This is a genomic window from Natrinema pallidum (genome assembly GCF_005890195.1).
GTDB lineage: Archaea > Halobacteriota > Halobacteria > Halobacteriales > Natrialbaceae > Natrinema > Natrinema pallidum.
This window is the reverse complement of the sequence record NZ_CP040637.1, coordinates 3,223,447-3,245,898: the sequence shown is the minus strand read 5'-3', so window position 1 is coordinate 3,245,898 and position 22,452 is coordinate 3,223,447. Positions and strand designations below refer to the sequence as shown.

Annotated in this window: 20 protein-coding genes; 9 read left to right on the top strand and 11 right to left on the bottom strand. The window is 64.2% G+C overall.

Annotation, left to right across the window (positions count from 1 at the left end):
- Nucleotides 1-135 precede the first annotated feature (135 nt).
- The gene (locus FGF80_RS16150; protein ID WP_138655149.1) at nt 136-573 is read left to right on the top strand and encodes a hypothetical protein; all 438 of its coding nucleotides are present in this window, start codon (nt 136-138) and stop codon (nt 571-573) included.
- Between the two features lie 311 nt (nt 574-884).
- On the opposite strand, the gene FGF80_RS16145 is transcribed toward FGF80_RS16150, so the two are convergent.
- Nucleotides 885-1,640, bottom strand: coding sequence for a DUF5781 family protein (locus FGF80_RS16145; RefSeq protein ID WP_006183996.1), 756 nt, complete (start codon nt 1,638-1,640; stop codon nt 885-887).
- Nucleotides 1,641-1,901: 261 nt separating this feature from the next.
- Between FGF80_RS16145 and FGF80_RS16135 the strand changes: the two genes are divergently transcribed.
- Together FGF80_RS16135 and FGF80_RS16130 are read left to right on the top strand one after the other, a co-directional pair.
- The gene (locus FGF80_RS16135; RefSeq protein ID WP_006183995.1) at nt 1,902-4,088 is read left to right on the top strand and encodes an elongation factor EF-2; all 2,187 of its coding nucleotides are present in this window, start codon (nt 1,902-1,904) and stop codon (nt 4,086-4,088) included.
- A 584-nt stretch (nt 4,089-4,672) separates the two neighbouring features.
- Nucleotides 4,673-5,872, top strand: a complete 1,200-nt coding sequence (locus FGF80_RS16130; protein WP_138655147.1) for a hypothetical protein — start codon at nt 4,673-4,675, stop codon at nt 5,870-5,872.
- Between the two features lie 253 nt (nt 5,873-6,125).
- Here FGF80_RS16130 and FGF80_RS19330 read toward each other — a convergent pair whose 3' ends face one another.
- Nucleotides 6,126-6,272 (bottom strand): hypothetical protein, encoded by a 147-nt coding sequence (locus FGF80_RS19330; protein WP_006183993.1) that lies wholly within the window; start codon nt 6,270-6,272, stop codon nt 6,126-6,128.
- A gap of 118 nt (nt 6,273-6,390) precedes the next feature.
- Nucleotides 6,391-7,770 (bottom strand): serine--tRNA ligase, encoded by a 1,380-nt coding sequence (gene serS / locus FGF80_RS16125; protein ID WP_138655145.1) that lies wholly within the window; start codon nt 7,768-7,770, stop codon nt 6,391-6,393.
- 123 nt (nt 7,771-7,893) lie between these two features.
- Between serS and FGF80_RS16120 the strand changes: the two genes are divergently transcribed.
- Nucleotides 7,894-9,102 carry a potassium channel family protein gene (locus tag FGF80_RS16120; protein ID WP_138655143.1) on the top strand — a complete coding sequence of 403 codons (1,209 nt, stop codon included), beginning with the start codon at nt 7,894-7,896 and terminating at the stop codon, nt 9,100-9,102.
- A 115-nt stretch (nt 9,103-9,217) separates the two neighbouring features.
- Here the strand turns inward: FGF80_RS16120 and FGF80_RS16115 are convergent, their stop codons facing one another.
- The 4 genes from FGF80_RS16115 to FGF80_RS16100 form a co-directional block, all read right to left on the bottom strand.
- The gene (locus tag FGF80_RS16115) at nt 9,218-9,799 is read right to left on the bottom strand and encodes a magnesium transporter (RefSeq protein ID WP_006183990.1); all 582 of its coding nucleotides are present in this window, start codon (nt 9,797-9,799) and stop codon (nt 9,218-9,220) included.
- Entirely contained in the window at nt 9,799-10,374 is a 576-nt protein-coding gene (locus tag FGF80_RS16110; RefSeq protein ID WP_006183989.1) for a magnesium transporter, read from the bottom strand. The genes FGF80_RS16115 and FGF80_RS16110 overlap by 1 nt, the downstream gene beginning before the upstream one ends.
- 137 nt (nt 10,375-10,511) lie before the next feature.
- The gene (gene crcB, locus FGF80_RS16105) at nt 10,512-10,940 is read right to left on the bottom strand and encodes a fluoride efflux transporter CrcB (RefSeq protein ID WP_006183988.1); all 429 of its coding nucleotides are present in this window, start codon (nt 10,938-10,940) and stop codon (nt 10,512-10,514) included.
- A complete protein-coding gene (locus FGF80_RS16100) occupies nt 10,937-11,344 on the bottom strand; it encodes a fluoride efflux transporter FluC (protein ID WP_006183987.1) in 408 nt (135 codons plus the stop codon). The genes crcB and FGF80_RS16100 overlap by 4 nt, the downstream gene beginning before the upstream one ends.
- A 229-nt stretch (nt 11,345-11,573) precedes the next feature.
- Between FGF80_RS16100 and FGF80_RS16095 the strand changes: the two genes are divergently transcribed.
- Nucleotides 11,574-12,509: a cation diffusion facilitator family transporter gene (locus FGF80_RS16095; RefSeq protein WP_006183986.1), complete on the top strand. Its 936-nt coding sequence runs from the start codon at nt 11,574-11,576 to the stop codon at nt 12,507-12,509.
- Between the two features lie 51 nt (nt 12,510-12,560).
- Here the strand turns inward: FGF80_RS16095 and FGF80_RS16090 are convergent, their stop codons facing one another.
- Nucleotides 12,561-13,724 (bottom strand): ATP-binding protein, encoded by a 1,164-nt coding sequence (locus tag FGF80_RS16090; RefSeq protein ID WP_138655141.1) that lies wholly within the window; start codon nt 13,722-13,724, stop codon nt 12,561-12,563.
- Nucleotides 13,725-13,871: 147 nt separating this feature from the next.
- On the opposite strand from FGF80_RS16090, the gene FGF80_RS16085 reads away from it, so the two are divergent.
- The 3 genes from FGF80_RS16085 (at nt 13,872) to FGF80_RS16075 (ending at nt 19,110) form a co-directional block, all read left to right on the top strand.
- Complete coding sequence (locus tag FGF80_RS16085) at nt 13,872-14,795, top strand: MBL fold metallo-hydrolase (RefSeq protein ID WP_138655139.1); 924 nt, start codon at nt 13,872-13,874, stop codon at nt 14,793-14,795.
- 197 nt (nt 14,796-14,992) lie between these two features.
- The gene (locus tag FGF80_RS16080; RefSeq protein ID WP_138655137.1) at nt 14,993-17,017 is read left to right on the top strand and encodes an AMP-dependent synthetase/ligase; all 2,025 of its coding nucleotides are present in this window, start codon (nt 14,993-14,995) and stop codon (nt 17,015-17,017) included.
- A 188-nt stretch (nt 17,018-17,205) separates the two neighbouring features.
- On the top strand, nt 17,206-19,110 hold the full coding sequence (locus tag FGF80_RS16075) for a cation:proton antiporter domain-containing protein (RefSeq protein ID WP_049907803.1): 1,905 nt from the start codon (nt 17,206-17,208) through the stop codon (nt 19,108-19,110).
- Nucleotides 19,111-19,134: 24 nt separating this feature from the next.
- Here the strand turns inward: FGF80_RS16075 and FGF80_RS19425 are convergent, their stop codons facing one another.
- The 3 genes from FGF80_RS19425 to FGF80_RS16060 form a co-directional block, all read right to left on the bottom strand.
- A complete protein-coding gene (locus FGF80_RS19425; protein WP_202978778.1) occupies nt 19,135-19,293 on the bottom strand; it encodes an SHOCT domain-containing protein in 159 nt (52 codons plus the stop codon).
- A 210-nt stretch (nt 19,294-19,503) separates the two neighbouring features.
- Nucleotides 19,504-19,917, bottom strand: coding sequence for an EamA family transporter (locus FGF80_RS16065; protein ID WP_006183980.1), 414 nt, complete (start codon nt 19,915-19,917; stop codon nt 19,504-19,506).
- Nucleotides 19,918-19,933: 16 nt separating this feature from the next.
- Nucleotides 19,934-20,599, bottom strand: a complete 666-nt coding sequence (locus tag FGF80_RS16060) for a DUF2391 family protein (protein WP_138655135.1) — start codon at nt 20,597-20,599, stop codon at nt 19,934-19,936.
- Between the two features lie 154 nt (nt 20,600-20,753).
- On the opposite strand from FGF80_RS16060, the gene FGF80_RS16055 reads away from it, so the two are divergent.
- The gene (locus FGF80_RS16055) at nt 20,754-22,439 is read left to right on the top strand and encodes an aldehyde ferredoxin oxidoreductase C-terminal domain-containing protein (RefSeq protein ID WP_138655133.1); all 1,686 of its coding nucleotides are present in this window, start codon (nt 20,754-20,756) and stop codon (nt 22,437-22,439) included.
- Nucleotides 22,440-22,452 lie beyond the last annotated feature (13 nt).

The following is a 22,452-nucleotide window of genomic DNA, read 5'->3' as shown; positions in this document are numbered from 1 at the left end:
CAATCCTCTTAGAGGTCTGGACGCAATCGGCATAGCTATCTCATTCGTATTCTAACACTCTATTCCTGAACACCGTTGGCTATATGTCAGGCAACGATATAACAATTAGTAATGAGAAAGCGTTCACTGCTTGGTATGATTGGAATTGCGCCAATCTCCCTTTCTGGTTGTTTAGGGAGTACAAATAGATCTCAAAACCCCTCTATTGAGAGTAGCGAGGAGAAAAAATCGTCTGAGGACTCAGATGTTAAATCATCAAGTGATATTCTACAGGCTTCTCTTGTAGGGTCTATACCTGATGGTGCACATGTGGTTGAAGATGATGTGGAAAGACTGATGAATGATAAATATATTTCGAAAGTACTTGAAGAAGCATATAAGCAGTATGAGGATGGAATGGAAGATGATCTTGGTAAAAATGAGGACATTATTCTCGCCTCCGTAACCGATAATGAACTCACTAATGTAGAGAATTATCTCGAGTCGGGTAGCAAATTTGTTAATTATAACGGTGTTCCTTTCTTATTAATGCACTACAGTATGTCGTTTGAGTCCGACACGTCCAATTCATAGTAATACGGTGTCTGTGTCTATTGAATAGTAGTTTTGATCGTTCTTATACCTCATTATCTATTTTAACACTTGGATTTCTGAATGTATCCAATCGCTTCACCAGCATGGATTTGCTGGAAGTTGTAGCCAGGCTGGTCCAAGCGTAGTGGGCTGAGTCACTGGAAATCGTTCTAGAAGTCGCCGTCGTATAGCGATTCACCAGAGCCGTCCAACCGAACCGAGTGACACACTGACCGCACAACCGTCGTGCGATCCGGTGGACGGTGATGGGTAGTGGCGACTCCAACCGACCGGTTCTCGACGACGGTCCCTCAGTCCGCGGCGCGGCTCGTTCCGCCGACGTACGAGCGCGTCGCGTCGACGAGCACCTGGCGATAGGTGCTCGTATCCGGTTCGCGGACTAGCTCGCGGAAGCGGCGTTTGAACCCCTCGAAGTCGATCTCCGGGGCGTCCATCGCGGCCGCGTACGCCAGATCGTACAGCCGGTGCTCCTCGTCGACGAGATCGTGTCGTTCCGCAAGCGCGAGCGCGAAGGCCGCATTCACCGCCGTGATCTCGGGGTCGGCGCTCGCGGACAGTCGCTTGAACCCCGGGCGGGACGGCGTCCCGGGTCGATCGGCGACGGCCGCCGCGAGGCTGGACTCGAGGAAGGACAGCAGTTTCTCGCCGGGGCCGACCGAGAGGGTGATGTCGTCGGCGTAGATGTCCTTCATGTGATTGGCGATCTGATAGCAGTGGGAGAGCTTGCGCCGTTCGACGCTCTTCCCGGCTAGTGCGAGGTAGAGGACTTCTTCGGTCGACTGGGTGTGTGAGGGGTGTTGTTGTTCGTGGCGGGCCATGTGGGCGAACTCGTGGAGCGCGAGTTCGCGGGCCATGGCCGATGACGCGGCCTGTCTCGAGATGTTCAGGACGTGGTGATCGTCGTAGTGGGCGGCCCAGGTCCGTTCGTCGGGGTCGTCCCGGAGGCGGACGTGAACCGGCAGCGAGAGGTCCTGTTCGGTTTCGAAGAGGTCGCGGGCGCTGAGGAATGGAGAGGTCGGACCCGGTCCCTGTACGCGGATATCCATGTGTAGCCCTAGCAAGAGGCCGACGGGATTTGACTCTTGTGTGCAGTTGCACGGGGTCGAATCGCGCGGTTGGACCGTCGGGAAGTCGCCCGACTGCGGTCCGGGTCCGGGTGCGGGGCCTCGTACCATCGATCCGTACAATTATGAGAGTCGTTCACTCACTCAAATTGGATATTACAGCGTTCGGATGGGGAAAGCCGACGAATTCCGGCGGCGACGAAACACTACCCTTTTGACCCCGCTGGCGGTATTGGGGGGTATATGGGCCGACGCAAGAAGATCGTCCAGGAGTGTGAACGGCTGATGGACGACCCGGAGAACATCCGGAACATCGCCATCGCCGCTCACGTTGACCACGGAAAAACGACCCTTACGGACAATCTGCTGGCCGGTGCCGGCATGATTTCCGACGAGACTGCCGGCGAGCAGCTCGCGATGGACACCGAAGAAGACGAGCAGGAACGCGGGATCACCATCGACGCGGCGAACGTTTCGATGACCCACGAGTACGAGGATCAGAACCACCTCATCAACCTCATCGACACGCCGGGCCACGTCGACTTCGGTGGCGACGTGACGCGAGCGATGCGCGCCGTCGACGGTGCGCTCGTCGTCGTCGACGCCGTCGAAGGGGCGATGCCCCAGACCGAGACGGTGCTCCGGCAGGCACTGCGAGAGGGTGTCAAGCCGACCCTGTTCATCAACAAGGTCGACCGTCTCATCTCCGAACTCCAGGAAGGACCCGAGGAGATGCAGGAGCGACTCCTCTCGGTCATCCGCGACGTCAACGAACTCATCCGCGGGATGACCGAGGACATGGACGACATCGATGACTGGACCGTTTCGGTCGAGGAAGGCACCGTCGGCTTCGGTTCCGCACTGTACAAGTGGGGTGTTTCCATGCCGTCGATGCAGCGTACCGGGATGGACTTCGCCGAGATCATGGAACTCGAGCGCGCCGACAAGCGCCAGGAGCTCCACGAGCGGACGCCGCTGTCGGACGTCGTGCTCGACATGGTCTGTGAGCACTTCCCGAACCCGATCAACGCCCAGCCCCGTCGTATCCCGCGTGTCTGGCGTGGCGACGACGAGTCCGACATCGCCGAACAGATGCGTCTGGTCGACGAGGACGGCGAAGTCGTCCTGATGGTCACCGACATCGCGATGGACCCCCACGCGGGCGAAGTCGCCAGTGGCCGCGTCTTCTCGGGGACCCTCGAGAAGGGACAGGAGCTGTACGTCTCCGGGACCGCGGGCAAGAACCGAATCCAGTCCGTCGGCGTCTACATGGGCGGGGAACGCGAGGAGGTCGACGAGGTTCCCGCCGGGAACATCGCCGCCGTCACCGGGCTCAAGGACGCGATCGCCGGCTCGACCGTCTCGAGCGTCGAGATGACGCCGTTCGAGTCGATCGAGCACATCTCCGAGCCGGTCATTACGAAGGCCGTCGAGGCGAAGAACATGGACGACCTGCCGAAGCTGATCGAGACGCTGCGACAGGTCTCCAAGGAGGACCCGACGATCCAGATCGAGATCAACGAGGACACCGGCGAACACCTGATCTCCGGCCAGGGTGAACTCCACCTCGAAGTCATTACTCAGCGTATCGAGAAGAACCAGGGCATTCCGGTCAACACCGGCGAACCGATCGTCGTCTACCGCGAAGCGCCCCAGCAGGCCAGCGACCAGGTGGAGGGCATCTCGCCGAACCGCCACAACCGCTTCTACATCTCCATCGAACCGATGGACCAGGAGATCGTCGAGACGATCCAGCTCGGCGAGGCCTCGATGGACATGCCCGAGCAGGACCGTCGTGAAGCCCTGCAGGACGCCGGCATGGACAAGGACACGTCCCAGAACGTCGAGCACATGCACGGGACGAACATCCTCATCGACGACACGAAGGGGATCCAGCACCTGAACGAGACGATGGAACTCGTCATCGAGGGGCTCGAGGAAGCCCTCGACAACGGTCCGCTCGCAAACGAGCCGGTTCAGGGGACGCTCATCCGCCTGCACGACGCACGGCTCCACGAGGACACCATCCACCGTGGCCCGGCACAGGTCATCCCCGCGACCCGCGAAGCCGTCCACAAGGCGCTGATCGATGGGAAGATCAAGATGCTCGAGCCGATGCAGGACGTGCGCATCGACGTGCCCAACGACCACATGGGCGCAGCCTCGGGCGAGATTCAGGGTCGCCGTGGCCGCGTCGACGACATGTACCAGGAAGGCGACCTGATGGTCGTCGAGGGCATCGCGCCCGTCGGCGAGATGATCGGTTTCGCCTCGGATATCCGCTCCGCGACCGAGGGTCGTGCCTCCTGGAACACGGAGAACGCCGGCTTCGAGGTCATGTCCAACTCGCTCCAGCGTGACAAGACCATGGAGATCCGCGAACGCAAGGGCATGAAGCTCGAGCTGCCGCCGAGTATCGACTACATATAACGCCGCGTCCGCGTTCGAACCCACAGTTCCGTTTGTATCGACGCCGATCGGGTGTTCGATTCTTGCCCGATCGGTCGCTCTCTTCGCTCGACCTCGAGTAGCGACGGCCGTCTCCCTCGTCGGCTATCCGGAGACCCAGCCCGGTGGCTCGCAGTCGAAGATCCTCTGTGGGGAGACAGGCTCGGGAGCTTCCTCCACACAGGAACAGAGGGACGGGAGGCAGGAGCTATAGTAACAATCACACACTGATGGCACAACTGTCGTGCGATCAGGTGGGCAGTGACTTGCAGTGGCTACTATAGAGTCGGGCAGTGCCGTCCCGGTCGTGTCACGGCCGCGGGCTTGCACGCGGCTCACTGTTCGTTATTGTTATCAAACAGCTATTATATTAAATAAACCAAAAACCAGTTGTACAGTATTTATAATTTATAATCAGAAATTTTTATACATGAAAACATGGTCTGTTCCGCCACTCACACGCAATTAAGACGCGTTGCGAAACGGTCGGTCAGCGCAGGTCACCGACGAGTGGCAATGCTGTGAGTCCGCCAGCGCCGGGCGTCGTACGGCGTCATCGATCAGATATGAATCGACGAAAGTTCATCGCTAGTACAGGCGGTATCGGCACGGCAGCTATCGGCACTACAGTAATACTGTCCGGATCGGCGGCGGCGGAGATTCGGGATCACACGTTCAGAGGAACCAGCATCAGCGGGGAAAGTGACGACGGGTCCGTAACGGACATCCGTGCGGAGGCGGTCAACGTCGGCTTCAGGTATGAAGGGCTGGACGAAGAGCCTGGGGAAGCGACGGTCGAACTTCAGGTGGTACACGGTGGGGAAGCGGAGACGATCGACGAGGCGACCACCGAGGTGAACGGCACCAGTCAGTCGAATGTTGCCCTCGGCGAGGAACTCGCGGGGAGCGTCCTCGACCACGACGGTCTCTCGGCATCGGACTTCAAAGCGGAAGAGGACAGCAGTACGACGGAGAAGAACGTCGCCCTCCGTCTCGTGGTCACCGTTAACGACGTTAGCGGCTCGAGCGAGACGGACCTGAACGTCGTCATGCGCAACACGGAAGCCGACGCGGGCGTCGGCGGCGAGGCCGACGGCGAGGTCGTCACGGAGGAGGAAGACGATCCCGATGACGACCCCGACGACGGTCCCGTCGCGGAAATCAACGCCATCGTCGAGGACATCAACGCGCAACTCGAGAACGTCGATCCGGTCAGCACGATCGAGGACACCAGCGACGAGACGATCGGTGCGCTTATCAACGAGATCTTCACGCAGGTCACGGCTGAGATCGAAGCCCAGGCTGGCGTCGAGTACGATGTTAGCACGCCCGCGGAGGCACGAGAGGCGGCCGAGAACGCCTCACTCCCGCCGATCGCGGACGCGCTGAACAACGCGGCCGATGCCGTCGAAGAAATCGCATCCCTCGCCGACTACACCATCGACGACGGCAGCGACGGCGACAGCGGTAACGAAACGGTCGCGGAAATCAACGCCATCGTCGAGGACATCAACGCGCAACTCGAGAACGTCGATCCAGTCGGCACGATCGAGAACACCGACAGCGGGACGATCGACGATCTCGCCGCGGAAATCTTCACGCAGGTCACGGCGGAGATCGAAGCCCAATCGGGAATGGAGTACGACGTGAGTACGGTCGCGGAGGCGCGGGAGGCAGCCGAGAACGCCCCGCTTCCGCCGATCGCGGACGCGCTGAACAACGCGGCCGACGCCGTCGAGGAGATCCGAAACCTGGCCGACACGTAACGCCGATGGCATCAACGCGGACGACCGGTCCGCCGAGCGGCCGCCGAACACCGACGGCGATCCCGGCGTGGTAGCACTTCCGAATCGGCTGCCGGGACGCGCCCCGGCGACTGCTCCGCCGTCGGCATCAGCCCCCATCGAGTCGGCACGTCGAGACCGCACCCACTGCGGCCGGCTGGTTCGGTGACCGTTCCGGTCACCGTCTCAGTCTCTCGGTGCTGTTTGCTGCTCGAGCGATCGTTGCCACCGGCCGTCACGCCGTCAGCACTCTCCTGTAGAACGGAAGCATGACGGCGAAGACGAACAGCGCGACCCACCACGGGAACAGGACCAGCGCGCCGACGAGGAACAGCACTCCGATGATCGATGCGATCACTTTCTGCCGGAGATCGATGTACATACCTGTCGACTCTGCTTCCGAACTATAGTTGTTTCGTTGACAGAGTCCCGATCCACTCGAGCACCGGACTCGATGCCCCCGGCCGGCGGACGCCCTGACACGACGGTACCGGGTGTCGCTACTCGCGGTCGCCCGCACCGAGCGCCGACTCCCCGACCTTTTCGTGGCCCTCGATGACCGCTTTGCCGCCCATGTACGGCCGCAGCGGTTCGGGGATCGTCACCGTACCATCCTCGTTCTGGTAGTACTCGAGGATGGCGACCATGACTCGGGGAATCGCGAGCCCGGAGGCGTTGAGCGTGTGGAGGTAGTCGGCCGATTCGTGGCGCTCGGGCCGGTAGCGAAGGCCGGCGCGTCGGGCCTGGAAGGCCTCGAAGTTCGAGGCCGAGGAGACCTCGAGCCAGCGGCCGCCCTCGTCGGGACCGTCGTCCATGTCGTCGCCGGGGGCCCAGACCTCGATGTCGTAGGTCTTGGCGCTGGCGAAGGTCAGATCGCCGGTGCAGAGTTCGAGGATGCGGTAGGGAAGCCCGAGGCGTTTGAGGACGTCTTCGGCCTCCGCGAGGAGGTTCTCGAGTCGGTCGTAGCTCTCCGACGGTTCGACGAAGTTGACGAGTTCGACCTTGTTGAACTGGTGGACGCGGACGATGCCGCGGGTTTCGGTACCGTGCTCGCCGGCCTCGCGGCGGAAGTTCGGCGTGTAGGCCTGGTGTTTGAGCGGGAGGTCGTCCTGGAGGAGGATTTCGTTGCGGTACATGTTGGTAACCGGGACCTCCGCCGTGGGACAGAGCCAGAGGTCGTCGTCCTCGTACGCCTCCTCGTTGCTGCCGCCCACTCGGTAGGCGTCGTCGGCGAACTTCGGGAGCTGTCCCGTCCCGCGCATCGACTCACTCGTGACCGGGACGGGCGGGAAGAGATCGACGTACCCCTGCTCGCGGTGGATGTCCATCATGAACTGGATCAGAGCGTGCTCGAGCTGTGCGCCCTCGCCCTTGAGGAAGTAAAAGCCCGCCCCGGTCGTCTTGGCGGCGCGTTCCTCGTCGATGATGTCCAACTCCTCGCCGAGTTCGTAGTGGGGCGTGATTTCCTCGGGCAACTCGTGTGCGTCGTCGAATCCCCAGCGCCGGTCCTCGACGTTGTGGCGTTCGTCGACCCCGAGCGGGACGCTCTCGTGGGGGAGCTGCGGGATCTCGAGCATCCGCTCCCGGAGCTCCGACTGGAGTTCGGCGGCTTCTTCCTCGACGTCCTCGATCTCGGCTTTGAGTTCCCGCGAGCGTTTGATGGCCTCCTCCCGCTCCTCGTCTTTGCCTTCGGCGACGAGTTTGCCGATCCGCTTGGTGATCTGGTTGCGATCGTGGCGCAGGTCGTCGCCGCGGGCTTTGAGCTCCCGCCAGCGGTCGTCGAGGTCGAGGAGTTCGTCGAGATCGACGTCGGCCCCGCGGTCGTCGAGGGCGTCGCGTACCTCGTCGGGATTCTCGCGCAGATGGGTCCGGTCGAGCATTGGTATTGATCGTCCGTTCTTTGTGCCCGGGCAAAACCGTGTCGGAAGGCCGCGTCGTTCGATCGCCCGATCCAGACTCCCAAGCGGGAAACGCTTTTTCCGCGGGCCACCTTCTCCCGAAGTATGGACCCGCTCGAGGGCGAGACATCGTCGGCCCCGATCGAGTACGAGCCCGTCAGCGTCAAGGACGTGCTGGTGGAGATGAAAGACACCGCCGAGCTGTTGATCGACCTCTCGTACTCGGCCGTGCTCCACCAAAGCGAGCAGCTCGCGACGGAAGTCCTGCGCCTGGAAGAGCGGATGGACGTCCTCGAGATGCGGGCGCGGATGAGCCTCCTGATGGCCGCCCGGAAGCCGGCGGACGCGGAACAGCTCGCTCCCGTCCTCGGGATCGTCGGGGCCGCGGACGGGATCAGCGACGCCGCCGGCGATATCGCGAAGATCGTCCTCGAAGATATGGGTCTCCCCGAGGCGATGCGCGCGGCGCTGCCCGACGCTGCGGAGGCGCTCCTTCGCGGGGTCGTCGCGGTGGACTCGGCCTACGCCGGCCGGACGCTCCAGGACATCGACCTCGAGTCGGTGACGGGCGTGCGCGTGATCGCGCTCCGGCGGGGCAGCGACTGGCTGCTCAATCCGGGACCGACGACCCGCATCGAGGCCGACGACGTCGCGCTCCTCCGGGGCCCCGAGTCGGCGATCGGTGACGTCTGCGCGGAACTGACCGGCGAGGCCTACGAGGCCCCGACCGCTGAAACGCCGGATATCGACGACCTGGAGCGCGCCGTGGATACGATCATCCACATGAAGGATTTCTCCGAGTTGGCGGTCGATCTGGCCTACAGCAGCGTGCTGTTCGACAGCGAGGAACTGGCCGAGGAGGTCCGGAATCTCGAGGTCGAGGTCGACGCGATGCAATCGCGCTTCGAGGCGTGGACGCTCCGGGCCGCCGCGGACGCGACGGACCCGGTCGTTCTCCGCGGGTTGATCCAGTTGGGGAACTGCACGGAGCGGATCAGCGACGCCGCGATCGAGATCAGCGAAGGCGTTCTCAGGGAGATCGATGTCCATCCGGTAGTGCAGATGGCCGTCCAGGAGAGCGACGAGATCATCACCCGCGTCGAGGTCGATGAGGGGAGCGATCTCGACGGGACCGCGGTGACCGCCGGCGTTCCCGATGCCGATTCGACGATGTCCGTGATCGCCATTCGGCGGCCCGACGAGGGCTGGTTGTTGGTCGCGGACGCCGACGCGAAACTGCGCGGCGGCGACGTACTCATCTCCAAGGGGACCCGGACGGCCGCGGCGGCGTTTCGCGACCTCGCGTCCGCGTAGCTCCGACCCGGTCCGTCGTCACGACCGTCTGTTCCGTCCGTTCTTTCCGTACCTTCGGTCACAACGTGGAGCGATGACGGGAGGGCGTCCGACTCCCCCGTTTCGGACCGATCCGTTAGTTCAGGACGACGATCGCGACCCCCGAGAGGACGATCACGCCGAGGATGTCACAGACGTTCGTGACTACCGGGATCGTCGTATCGTCCGGGTCCAGACCCTGCGTGTAGGAGATATAGGTCGCGCCGATGCTGAGTACGATCGCGATCACGGCCAGAAGCAGACCGCTGACGGTCGAGATGAGCATGAGATCGGCCAGCGCCATCGGTTCGGCGATGACCCGTCCGACGATCCAGGCCGCGACGCCCAGCGCCGAGAAGATCGTCGCCGCCAGTCCCATGATCGCCAGTACGTTCGTCCACAGGACCTCGTCGCGCGGATCGAACTCGAGCAGGCCAAGGTGGAGCCGTGTCGAGAGCCGCGAGGAGAGGATCGCACCGAGGTTGCCGCCCATCCCGATCATGACGGGGACGAGCACCAGCAGCGTCGGATTGGAGAGATAGGTTTTCTCGAGTGCCTCGAGCACGTAGCCCGATCCCATCTCGAGCAGCGAGAGGACGAGCAGGATGGGAAACATCGTAGTAACGATGCTGCGGATCGCCCAGGTATCGAGCGGCTCCTCCGGGCCCGCGGCCGCCATTAGAAGATCCCCCCCACGACGGTGATCGCGACGAAGAGGAAGACGACGCCGAAGATGTCGCCGAGCGTGGTGACGATCGGGCCGATCAGGTTGTCCGGATCGAGCCCATATTTGTAGCTCGCGAACACCAGCCCCAGCAGTCCGAAGATCAGGGTCACGGACGTGAGGACGCCGGAGACGAGCATGATGCCGACGAGTTCGACGAGCCTGGCCGATTCACGACCGAGGAGATGCAAAATGCCCCACGAGAGGACCGCGATGACGACCGAGATCCCGATGCCGTTGATAAACGAGGCGGCGACGGCGTTGACCAGCCGCCGGTCCCACGAGAACTCGGGGTCGATCATCCCCTGGTGAAGTCCACTCGAGATGCGCGCCCCCATCGCGCCGTAGACGTTCCCTCGCGTCGCGAGGAAGGCGGGAAGCAACAGTAAGAGCCCGGGGAACCGCTCGAACCCCTCGGTCATTCCTTCCGATCCGAGGACCGATCCGGCGAAGATCCCGCCGGCGAGGCTGACCACGAGGATCGGCAGTGACTCGCGGTAGATCCGCCACGCGTCTTGGCGAGCCTCCATACTGTCGTCTCACGGAAGCCGGACATAAACCTACCGCGGGTCGAAGGCGACCCGACCGCGCGAGGTCGTGGTGGTTGGCCCCGTTCGTGACGGGTCGCTAACCTACCGTGGCCCGCGTTCGGCGGGGAGTGCGACGCTCAGAGGGCGGTGACGGCGACGAGTAGCCACGCCAGTCCGATCGCCGCGAGCGAGCAGACGAGAGTCACCGCGGCGTTGGCGACCGCGAGGGTCCGATCGCCGCGCTCGTACAGCCGGACCGTTTCGACCGAAAACGAGGAAAACGTCGTGAACGAGCCACAGATACCGGTCCCGACGAGTCGGAGCGTCGACCCGCCCACGCCGGCGAAGACCACGAGACCGAGGACGAAACTGCCGACGACGTTGACCACGAACGTCGCCAGCGGGACCCGCTCGCTCGAGAGCCGTTCGGTCACCCGTTGCGTGGTCACGTATCGAAGGCTGGCTCCGATCGCCCCGCCGGTGCCGACGACGTGGGCCGGCTCGAGATCGATGGTGGCGGCCGTTCGACCGAGCATGTCGATCCCCTCGAGAAGGAGCACGCTCATGCGGTCTCACCACCGGTCGGCCGCGGCACGCCGAACCGACGCGCGAGCAACCGGCCGACGAGGACGCCGGCGAGGCCGAGCCCGTAGTTCGCGGCGACGATGCCGCCCAGCGCGAGCGGGCGCGCCGCGAGCGCGGTCTGGAGCGCGAACGTGCTGTAGGTCGTCAGCGAGGAGAGCACCCCCGTCGTGAAGACGAGTCGAGTCCGTGCGGTCAGGCGGTTCGCGTAGTCGGCTTCGTAGACCAGGAAGGCGAGGACCGCGCTTCCGACGGCGTTGACCAGAACGATCGACGGCACGTCGGGCAGCAGCCCCATCGCGAAAAACCGGAGGTTCGAGCCGGCGAACCCGCCGACAGCGATCAGTGCGACCGTCTCGAGGCGAACGAGTGGATGTGTGTCTGCCATGACTGGGACTCACGCAGGGACCGTCAGCCGGACGACGCTCGGCGAGTCCGTGCTCGCTCCGGACGCGGTCGATGTCGCTCCGGCGGTTGGGTCGGGCGGGCCCCATCGCCCGGTCGTTTCGTCCCTCTCGTGGTCCCCCAATGAGGGTTGTGATCGGTGCCCGATCGACGGCGCGCGCCTCGAGCGGGGAAGGAAAAGAGCCAAGGTTAGACTGCCTCTAAACCGAGCCATGTCCGAAGCGGACGCGGCGGACGGCGGGCGACGCGGGTTCGCGTGGGCGTCGTGGGCGAACGTCCTCGGGAACATCGCCAAGATCGTCGCCGAGGGCGGTGCGGGGTTCGCGTTCGGCAGCGTTGCCCTGCTGGCCGACGCGGCTCACTCGCTGGCCGATCTCGTCGCCAGCGTCGTCGTCCTCGTCTGGGGACGGAGCGCGTTCGACGAACCCGACGACACGCATCCCCACGGTCACGACCGGATCGAGCCCCTGACGGCGCTGTTCGTCGGGGCCGTCATCGCACTGTTAGGATTGAACCTGCTCTACCGGTCCGGTCAGGGACTGCTGTACGGAACCGACATCGAGTTCAGTGCGTTGCTCCTCGTGGCGCTCGGCTTCTCGATCGTCGACATGTATCTGGTCTATCGCTACACTGTGGCGATCAACGAGCACCTGCAGTCGACCGCGCTCGCGGCGCTCGCGAAGGACTGTTTGAACGACATCTACACCTCGGTCGCCGCCATCGTGGGCGTTCTCGGCGTCCTCGTCGGCTATCCGATACTCGATCCCGTCGCCGGCGGCCTCGTCAGTCTGCTGGTCGTCTATCAGGGCATCGAGATCGGCAGGGAAAACGTCGATTACCTCATCGGTGCCGCGCCCGGTCCCGAGAAGCGACGGGAGATCACGGCCGCCCTCCGGCGGCACCCGGCCGTCGCGGGCGTCCACGACCTGACCGTCTTCTACGACGGCACGGTCCTCGAGGTCGAAGTCCACGTCGAGGTCGACGGCGACATGCCGTTTCGGGAGGCCCACGATATCGAGTCGGAACTGGTCGCACGACTGCGGGGTCTCGAAGACGTCGGCGACGCCCACGTCCACCTCGATCCCTCGGGCATCGGCGAGTGGAAGGAATCGGCCGACGAGTTCGAGGGCCGTGACAGTCCCAACTGAACCGACTCGTGCGGATTGCACAGCCGTCGTGTGCTCGGGTGAATATGACGGTCAGCGGCGACGGTAGTCGGACGTCTCGGCATCGTCGGCGGCCGAAGCGCGGGGTAACGCCACGACGAAGACGCTCCCGTCGGGGCCGGTGTCGGCGAGGTCGACAGTGCCGCCGTACCTGTTCGCGAGGATGCGCGAGAGGTACAAGCCGAGTCCGTGGTTGGTCGACTTGCGTTCGAACAGCCTCTCCCGCTCTTTTTCGGGAATCCCGGGGCCGTCGTCGGCGACTGTGACGATGACGGTCTCGGGTTGCTCATCGACGGTCACGCGGACATGTGGCGTCGCGGCGTCGGCGTGTTCGATCGCGTTCTCGAGGAGGTTCGAGAAGACCCATTTGAGCCCCTCATTGCCCTGAACGTGAGCCGACGCGGGGCACTCGATATCGATGACGGCCTCGTCGAAGCGCGCACGACATTCGGCCACCTGTGTCCTCAGTAACGTGGTGAGGTCGACGGTCGAATGCGTCTCCGGGTCTCGGTTCGCCTCCAGCATCGCCCGGATATCGTCGATGACATCGACGAGGTCGTCGCTCTCGCCTTCGATCATCTCGAGGCGCGTACGAACCCGCTCGTCGTCACACTCCGCCTGCAGCAGCGACGCGTGGCCGCTGATTATCTGTGCGGAGTTCAACACCTCGTGTCGGAGGAGGTCGTTCAGATACAGGAGCAGTTCGCGCTCGTCCGCGAGTTGGTCGGCACGGACGGTGGCGATCGTCGCCTCGACCTCGCGCTGGATCGCTCGCGCTTCGACGTACCCGACGGCGAAGCCGCCGACCGCACCCGCATTGACAGAGAAGTGCGCCCAGGAGATGTTGCCTGCCTGACTGTACCAGGGAAAGAAGACCATCGTCAGGAGGTTGATCGCCAGGAAGCCGACCGACCCGCCGACACACCACTGGAGAATCCGAGCGTACCGGCCCGTCTCGATGTCGCTTCGGTCGAGTCGATAGCCGCCCCAGATCAGCCCGAGGGCCGGCCCGCCGGTGAACGCGGCACTGAGCAGGAGGCCCGGAACGTCGATCATGCCGGCAAACGCGACCGTCCAGCCGACGAGGGAGAGTACCGAGAGTCCGCCGAACCAGCCGATGAGCCGTGGCACGTACTTCTGGGTGAGCCACGAGCGGGGGGTCTCGGTACGGGACCGGGCGGGCGTATCGTGGCTCATGTCGCCTCGAGACTCAGTCGTGGTTCGGCGTCGATTCGACGCATCTATGGTGTTCAAGAGTCCGGGGTGTGAAGTCTGTAACGGCCTACTACCCGGGTGGGTCGCCGCGACGCGAGCTTTTATCCCGTTCGCTGACGCGCTTTCGCTATGGAAGTCGGAGACATCCGTAACGTGGCTACCGGCGACTGCTCGGACCTCTACTACCTCGACACGGGAATGTACGATACGAACGGGTACGGTGCCGTCTACATCCTCGACGACGAGCGGCCCGCCGTCGTCGACACCGGTATCGGGACGAACTACGACCTGCTCCGCGAGGGACTCGCCGAGGTCGGTATCGGGACGGCCGATCTCGAGGTCATCGCCCTGACGCACGTGCATCTGGATCACGCTGGCGGGGCCGGGTTTCTCGCCGCGGATTATCCGAACGCCGATGTCTACGTCCCCGCGTTAGGTGCCGACCACATGGCCGATCCCTCGCGATTGGTCGCGGGGACGAAAAACGCCGTCGGCGAACAGTGGACGCATTACGTGGAACCGGAGCCGATCCCGGAATCGCGAATCGTCGACATCGACGACGGCGACGTGATCGACCTCGGCACCCACGAACTGCGTGTCCACGGGGCACCCGGTCACGCGCCCCACCAGGTCGTCTTCGAGGACCCCGCGAACGACGCGGTTTTCACCGCCGACGCCGCCGGCATCTGGGTGCCCGAGATCGAGGCGATCAGGGAAACCTCGCCGCCGTCGAACTTCGACCTCGAGCAGTGTCTCGCCGACATCGAGATGCTGGCCGAACTCGACCCGGACGTGTTCTGTTATCCCCACTTCGGCCCCCGCTACGTCGGCGACGACACCGATGTCGCTCTCGAGGAGTACGCGACGGTTCTCGAGGAATGGGTCGACGCGGTCGCGGCGAAACGCCGCGAACTCGGGGACGACGACGCGGTGATCGAGTACTTCGCGAACGCGTCCGACCTGACCGACGTCTGGGGCGACGAGAAAGCCAGCGAGGAGGCGAAACTGAACACGCGGGGTGTGCTTGGGTATCTCGATCATCGAGATGGGTGACCGAGACACATGCTGCGGGGACGAGCCGCGAGCCGGCCGACGCAATCGCGGCCGACGATTACCGTTAGGTACTCCGTCAGATGGAGTGTTCGGCCCGCAGCGGGCGTCTCGACCGTCCTCGGCCGAGTGATAAACACACTCACTGATTATGTCCGTTTCATCACGTTTTATCGCACGGGAGAAACTCCCATAGGGATATGAACTGGCGGGATGCCGAACGCGAGTACGAAGACGAGGTGATCGGCGAGACGACCCTCGCACGACTGTTCGAGGAGTCGGCCGCACGCAATTCGAATCGACCGGCACAGCAGTACAAGGGAGGTGTCTACGAGCGATCGCTGACCGACTCGGTGATTCCCGCCGCAACGTCCGGTGAGTTCCGGACGCTCTCCTACGCCGAGATGCGCGATATCGTTCGGCGGCTTTCGGCCGGCTTCCGCGATCTGGGGGTCGAAACGGGCGACCGGATCGGCCTCTTCGCCAACACCAGGATGGAGTGGGCCCAGACCGACTTCGCCCTCCTCGGAGCCGGCGCGGTCGTCACGACCGTCTACACGAGTTCCTCACCGGAGCAGGTCGAGTACCTGCTCGATGACCCCGATGCCGACGGCGTCGTCGTCGAGAACGAGGCCCTGCTCGAGACCGTCCTCTCGGTCGAGGACGCCCTCGATCTCGAGTTCATCGTTTCGATGGACGCCATCGAGGGATACGACGACCGCGACGACATCCTCACGCTGGGCGAGGTCTATGCCCGCGGCGATGCAACCTTCGACCTCGAGGCCTACGAGGCCCGGATCGAGGAGACGGAACTGGACGATCTGGCGAGCCTGATCTACACGAGCGGGACGACCGGGCAGCCAAAGGGCGTCCAGTTGACCCACGGGAACTTCCGGTCGAACGTCAACGCGTCCCGGAAACGCTTCGGCCCGCGGCCGGACAAGGGCGACGACGTGCCGGTGCTAAACGAGGAGTCGGTAGCGCTGTCGTACCTTCCCCTGGCCCACGTCTTCGAGCGGACCGCCGGGCACTTCGTGCTGTTCGCAAGCGGTGCCTGTGTCGCTTACGCGGAGAGTCCGGACACGCTCCAGGAGGACTTCGGCCTCGTCGAGCCGACGACGGCCACGAGCGTTCCCCGGGTCTACGAGAAGATATACGACGGCATCCGCGAGGAAGCGAGCCAGTCCCCGGCCAAACAACGGATCTTCGAGTGGGCGACGGATGTCGGCGTCGCGTACCAGCAAGCCGAGTCGCCGGGGCCGATCCTCTCGGCCAAACAGGCGCTCGCGGATACGCTCGTCTTCTCGACGGTTCGGGAGGCCCTGGGCGGCAACATCGAAATACTGATCAGCGGCGGCGGGAGCCTCTCGCCGGAACTCTGCCGGCTCTATCACGCGATGGGGCTCCCCATCTTCGAGGGGTACGGGCTGACCGAGACCGCGCCGATCGTCGCGACGAATCCCCCGGAGGCCGCGAAGATCGGAACGATCGGGCCGCCGCTGTTCAACGTCGAGGTGACGGTCGACGAGACCGTCGCCGATCAGGAGGCGTTCGCCGACGATCCCGGCAAGGTCGGCGAACTCCTCGTCAGGGGGCCAAACGTCACCCAGGGCTACTGGAACAAACCCGGCGCGACAGAGGGTGCGTTTATCGACGCCGCCCCCGAGGAGACCGCGGCCCGTTCGAGCGAGTCGGGAGCCGCGGACGCGAGCGGAGCATCGGCGGCCTCGTCGGGGCAGTGGTTCCGCACCGGCGATATCATCCACATCAGGCCCGACGGCTACCTCGAGTTTCGGGACCGCGTCAAGCAGATCATCGTCCTCTCGACGGGGAAAAACGTCGCGCCCGGACCGATCGAGGACGCCTTCGCCGCGAGCGAAATCGTCGAGCAGGCGATGGTCGTCGGCGATGGCGAGAAGTTCATCGGAGCCCTGCTCGTCCCCAACACGGACCACGTCCGCGAGTGGGCCGAATCAGCGGGGATCGATCTCCCCGACGACCCCCAGGCGATGTGTGACGACGACCGCGTCCGCGACCACATCCAGCAGGAGGTCGACCGGGTCAACGAGAACTTCGAGAAACACGAGACGATCAAGCAGTTCGAACTCGTCCCGCTGGAGTTCACCGAGGAAAACGACATGCTCACGCCGACGATGAAGAAGAAGCGGCGGGTCATCCTCGAGCGGTTCGAGGACCGTGTCGATCGAATCTTCGAGAACGATTGAGCGGCGATCGATAACGGTCGCTGTTGCCCGCTTACGCGCCTGAGGGGCTCGAGACGGGAAGTGCGCCCCTCGACTATCGCGGCGGCAGTTTCTCACAGGAGTTAACCGGTTGGACTGAGTCCGTCGGGACGAATGGACGGATCAGCAGCGTCGGTATGTCGACCGATCATGGGACCGCAGCGACGACTATGACCGGGGCAGAAGGCGGTGCCGATTTGCTTCTGTTGGTCGCCTCGATCGTTGGCCTGGGCGTCTTCTCACAGCTCCTCTCGGCCCGGTTCCGCGTGCCGAGCGTCCTCTTTCTCATCGTTTCCGGGGTCGCGATCGGACCGGAAGGGCTCGGCGTGTTGACAATCGACTCCTTCGGCGAGAGCGGCCTCTCGACGATCGTGGGCCTCTCCGTCGCCATCATTGTCTTCGAGGGCGCGTTCCACCTCAAGATCGACAAGATCAAAGAGGCACCGTCGGCCGTGTTACGGCTGACCACGATCGGCGCGGCGATCGCGTTTTTCGGGACCGCCGCCGCGGTCCACTTCTTCCTCGGAGCCCACTGGGACATCGCGCTGTTGATCGGCGCGCTCCTGATCGCGACGGGGCCGACGGTCATCACACCGATCCTGAAGGTCGTCCCCGTCCGCGACCGGGTCGCTGCGACCCTCGAGACGGAGGGTATCGTCAACGACGTGACGGCGGCGATCCTCGCGGTCGTGCTGTTCAAGGCGATGGCCGTCGGCGAGGAGACGCTGACCACCGAACTCTATCTCCAGTTGTTCGCGGAACGGCTCGGGACGGGGCTCCTCGTCGGGGTCGTCGTCGCTGCGGTCGTCTGGTCGGTGCTCCAGTACGTCGATCTCTCGCCGGATAACGCGCCGCAAAACGCTCGGTTGCTCACGCTCGCGGGGGCGATCGTCGCCTTCGGGACGGCTGATTACGTCTTTTCGGAGGCGGGCGTGGCGGCCGCGGCCACGGCCGGATTGATCCTCGGGAACGCCGGGCTCCCCTACGAGGAGGATATCGAGGCGTTCAAAGGCGATATTACGTTGATCGTCCTGTCTTTCGTCTTCATCACGCTCGCGGCACTGCTCGAGTTCGATCAACTGTTCATGCTCGGACTCGGTGGCGTGGCCGTCGTCGTGACCGTGATGTTCGTCTTGCGACCGCTTTTGGTCTTTCTGACGACCCGGGGAGACCGGTTTACGTTCCGAGAGACGCTGTTCATGAGCTTTGTCGGCCCGCGGGGCATCATCCCCGCGTCGGTCGCGACCCTGTTCGCGATCCGACTGCAGACCGGGGTCGCGGAGGGTGGCGCCCCGCCGACGAATCCGGCCGGCGCGGATCTGCTCGTCGGAACGGTGTTCCTCGTCATCCTCGTCTCGGTCGTCCTCGAGGGCGGCCTGGCCCGGCAGATCGCGGAGAAACTCGACGTGATACCCATGCGTGTACTCATCATCGGCGGCGGCCGCGTCGGTCGCTCGCTGGCAGAACGGCTCGAAGCGCGCGGTGAAAACGTAGTACTGATCGAGGAGGACCTGACGGTCCTCAAGGAGTTGCGCAACGACGGCTTTACCGCCCGTCAGGGCGACGGCACCGACGTCGAGGTGTTGCGTGAGTCGGGCGCGGAGAACGCCAAGACCGTCGTCGCGGCCACCGGTGACGACGACGCGAACTTGCTCGTGGCACAGCTCGCGAAGTCGAACTTCGACGTCGAGAACGTGATCGCCCGGGCGAACCAGCCCTCGAACGCGTCGGCGTTCGAGGACCTCGGCGTCCAGACCATCTCGGCGGCCGAGTCGACCGCGTGGGCGATCGACAACCAGATCGAACGACCCGCGCTCTCGAACTGGATGTCCGAACTCGGTCGCTCCGGCGACGTTCAGGAGATCGAGATCACCGAGGAAGCCCTCGTCGGGAAGCAGATCGTCGATCTCGGCAGCGAACTCCCGAACGGCGTCCTCATCGCGCTCGTGAGTCGCAACGGGACGAGCGAAGTACCAACCCCCGATGTCGAACTCGAGCGCGGCGATCACATCACGCTCATCGGCCGCTCCGAGGCGGTTCGCGAGGCCATCGAGCAGTGTGGCAGGCCGGTCTAGGCGGTCGTCGGGGGCTCGCAGCGCTCACTCGTACTCGAGTTCGCGGTCCAGTTCGTCGTCGATGCGTCCATCGCTCGAGCCCTCGGTCTCGCCGGCGTCGGTCTCGAGCAACCGTTTCACTTTCTGCTCGAACTCCGCTTCGGAGGGTTCGCCCGCGGCGTACCGTCGCCGGAGGGTGGTCATCGGCAGCCGCCGACTCCGGTTCCGACGCTCGGCCCGTCGAATCGCGCCCGTCGGCCGACTCCGTCTCGCGAGCCTCGGTCCGCGTGTGGAAGTAGTACGCCGGTGCGAGGATGAACCACCCGATGACGACCGTCGCGAGGCCGAGGAATTCGAAGAGGGAACCGAGGACGAACACCCCGTGACGTCACGGGCGGCCGCCGAACGCCGCAGTCAGGTCGCGACGAGGCCGACGGCGACCACCGCGAGCGCGAGTCCGGCGACGTTCGTTGCGGAGAGTTGGGCATCGAAATAGAAGACGCCGACGACCGCCGGGACGACGAAGTACAGGGCGGCGATCGCCGATACGATCGCCATGTTCCCGCGTGCGAGACCGGCGTAAAAACAGATCGACGCGGCTGCGAGGAACGCCCCGGAGACGAGCGCGAAGGTGATGTCGACGCGGGTACCGACGATGGGGCGGCGCAGGGAGAGCACGTAACCGCCGACGATCACGAGACTGGCGACGTAGGAGAGAAAGACCGCGTTCACGGGCGAGAGCGAGCGCGTCGCGACGCCGCCGGTGACCGCCCAGCCGCCGTAGAGCAGCAATGCGCCGAGTGCGAACAGAATCGCCGTACTGACCATGGGGCCGGCTTTGCCGTCACTCGGATAAACGTTCCGTTCGCGCGGACCGTTCCGCCCGCGAGACGACCCGCCGACCGCCGTCGGGGGAGCCCCGGTCGTCGAGGGCCCGCTGCTCGCTCTCCCCGGGCAGAATGTCGCCCAGCGAACCGCCCAGCGCCATCGCGGTGAAGACGACCGAAACCTGACAGCAGTTGACCCACGGCTCGGCCCACGTGATTCGGCCCCACAGCGTCATCACCCCCGCGGCAGTCGCGAACGCGATCAGCAACACCCAGACGGGGCGACGCGGAACGACGCCGAAGTAGGGATTGTGAATCTGGACCTCCCGGAAATCGGCGACGTAGAGGATGCCGACGACCAGCCCGACCGTGAATACGAAGTGCAGCAGCAGCAAGCCGGGATGCGTCGCCAGGAACGAACCGATACTGAATACGCCGTCTTCGACCACCATCGGAAGGCCGATCACGACGCTGCCAACGAACGCCTCCGCCTTGTCCTTGCGGGTGAATCCGGTAATCACCTTCCCGACCGCCGCGTTGTGTGACAGCCGACTGACGAGATGCATCGTCCGGTGTACCTCCGACCGTTCGTCCGACGTATCGACCGTCTCCTCGAGCGCCTCGAGTTGGTCGTAAACGTCGTCAAGGGTCGTCTCCTCGCGGGGCCGCTTCGACCGGGACATGCACGAACCCAGCGACCGCGGCTACATAAAGCCGAGTCTCGACGCGGTCCCGTCGACACTCCGCCGTTCGCCGACTGGCAACGCACCGTTCCACCGGGCGAACCTGCCTGAAAAACCGGTACCGTTTTGCGGCCGTGCCTACCACTGTGTGACCATGAGACACGTACGGGGACCGCTGTGCTCGATCGATGTCGGGGACCGAACCGTCGAGACCGAGGACATCGACGACGTCCTCGAGTCGTACGTCGGCGGACGGGCGCTCGGAACGAAACTCGCCCACGAACGGGTCCCGTTCGACGCCGATCCGCTGGGAGCCGACAACCGGCTGTACTTCGCAACGGGGCCGATGCAGCACTCGACGATGAGTTTCACCGGCCGGATGTCGGCGACCGGCGTCTCGCCGCTGACCGATGGCCTGCTCTCCTCGAACGCCGGCGGGTTCCTTTCGCGGAATTTCACCGGAACCGGCTACAGCGCTGTCGAGATCACCGGCGCGAGCGACGACCTCGTTATCGTTCACGTTACCGACGAGGGCGTCGAGTTCGAGGCAGTCCCGGACCTCGCCGAGGCGACCGTCCCGGAAACCTGTGCGTACATCGAGGGCGAACGCGACCTCGGCGCGGAACACACTGTGGTCATCGGCCCGGCCGGTGAGAACCGGGTTCGATTCGCCTCGATGATGACCTCCGAGGAGCGTGCCTTCGGTCGGGGCGGACTCGGTGCCGTCCTCGGCTCGAAGAACGTCAAGGCGATCACCTTCGACGGCGACTCGACCGCCGAGGTCGATATTCCGCCGGTCCAGATGGAGATCCACGGCGAGGCCGCCCAGGCCGACCACCCCATGAAGGCCCAGGGGACCACGTCGGTCGCGGAGTACGCCAACATGGTCGAGGCCCTGCCGAGTTACTACTTCGAGGACCTGTCGTTCGACGGCATCGACGGGATCAGCGGCGACCGCGTCGAGGAGAAGAAGTACAAGAAAGGCACCTGCTCGTCGTGTGCGTTCGCCTGCAAGCTGCCGACGCGGGACGAGGCGTCCGACCTCGAGACCGAGGGTCCCGAATACGAGACGTTGATGGCGTTCGGTTCGAACTCCGGCGTCGACGATATCGTCGACGTGATGAAATCGAACAAGCTGTGCGACGAGTACGGGCTCGACACCATCTCGGCGGGCGACACCGTCGCGGCCTACCTCGCCAGCGAGGACGAGTTCGGCAACGTCGACCTCATTCACGATCTCGTCGAGCGGATCGCCTACCGCGAGGGCGTCGGCGACACGCTCGCCGAGGGTATCGACCGGGTTCACGACGAGCTCGGCGTCGAGAACTGGTCGGTCAAGGGCATGGAGTTCGCCGCCCACGACGGCCGTACGTTGAACGGCCAGGGACTCGCCTTCGCGACCTCGAACCGCGGTGCCGACCACATGTACGCCGAGTTCTACCCCTACGAGTACCCGCTGGTCGGCGAGGAAGACGCGTTCCAGAAGGAGGGACTCGAGGACAAGCCGCCAAAGCTCGTCGAACTCGAGAACCTGAACGCCGTCAAGGACAGCGCGATCTTCTGTAAGTTCTCCCGGGACTTCCTGACCGAAGAGCGCATCGAGACGCTGCTCGATGCCGACTACGACGATCTGCTCGCCCTCGGCGGCGAGGTCGTCGCGCTGGAACGACACTTCAACAACCAGCGCGGCTTCGACCGCGGCGACGACCGGCTGCCCTACGAACTGCCCGACTTCGAGCAGGGGCTCGAGGAGTACTACGCCGAGCGCGGCTGGAACGACGACGGCACCGTCCCCGACACGAAAGTCGGCGGGGACAGTGGGGCACCGGCCGACGACTGATCGCAACTCGGTC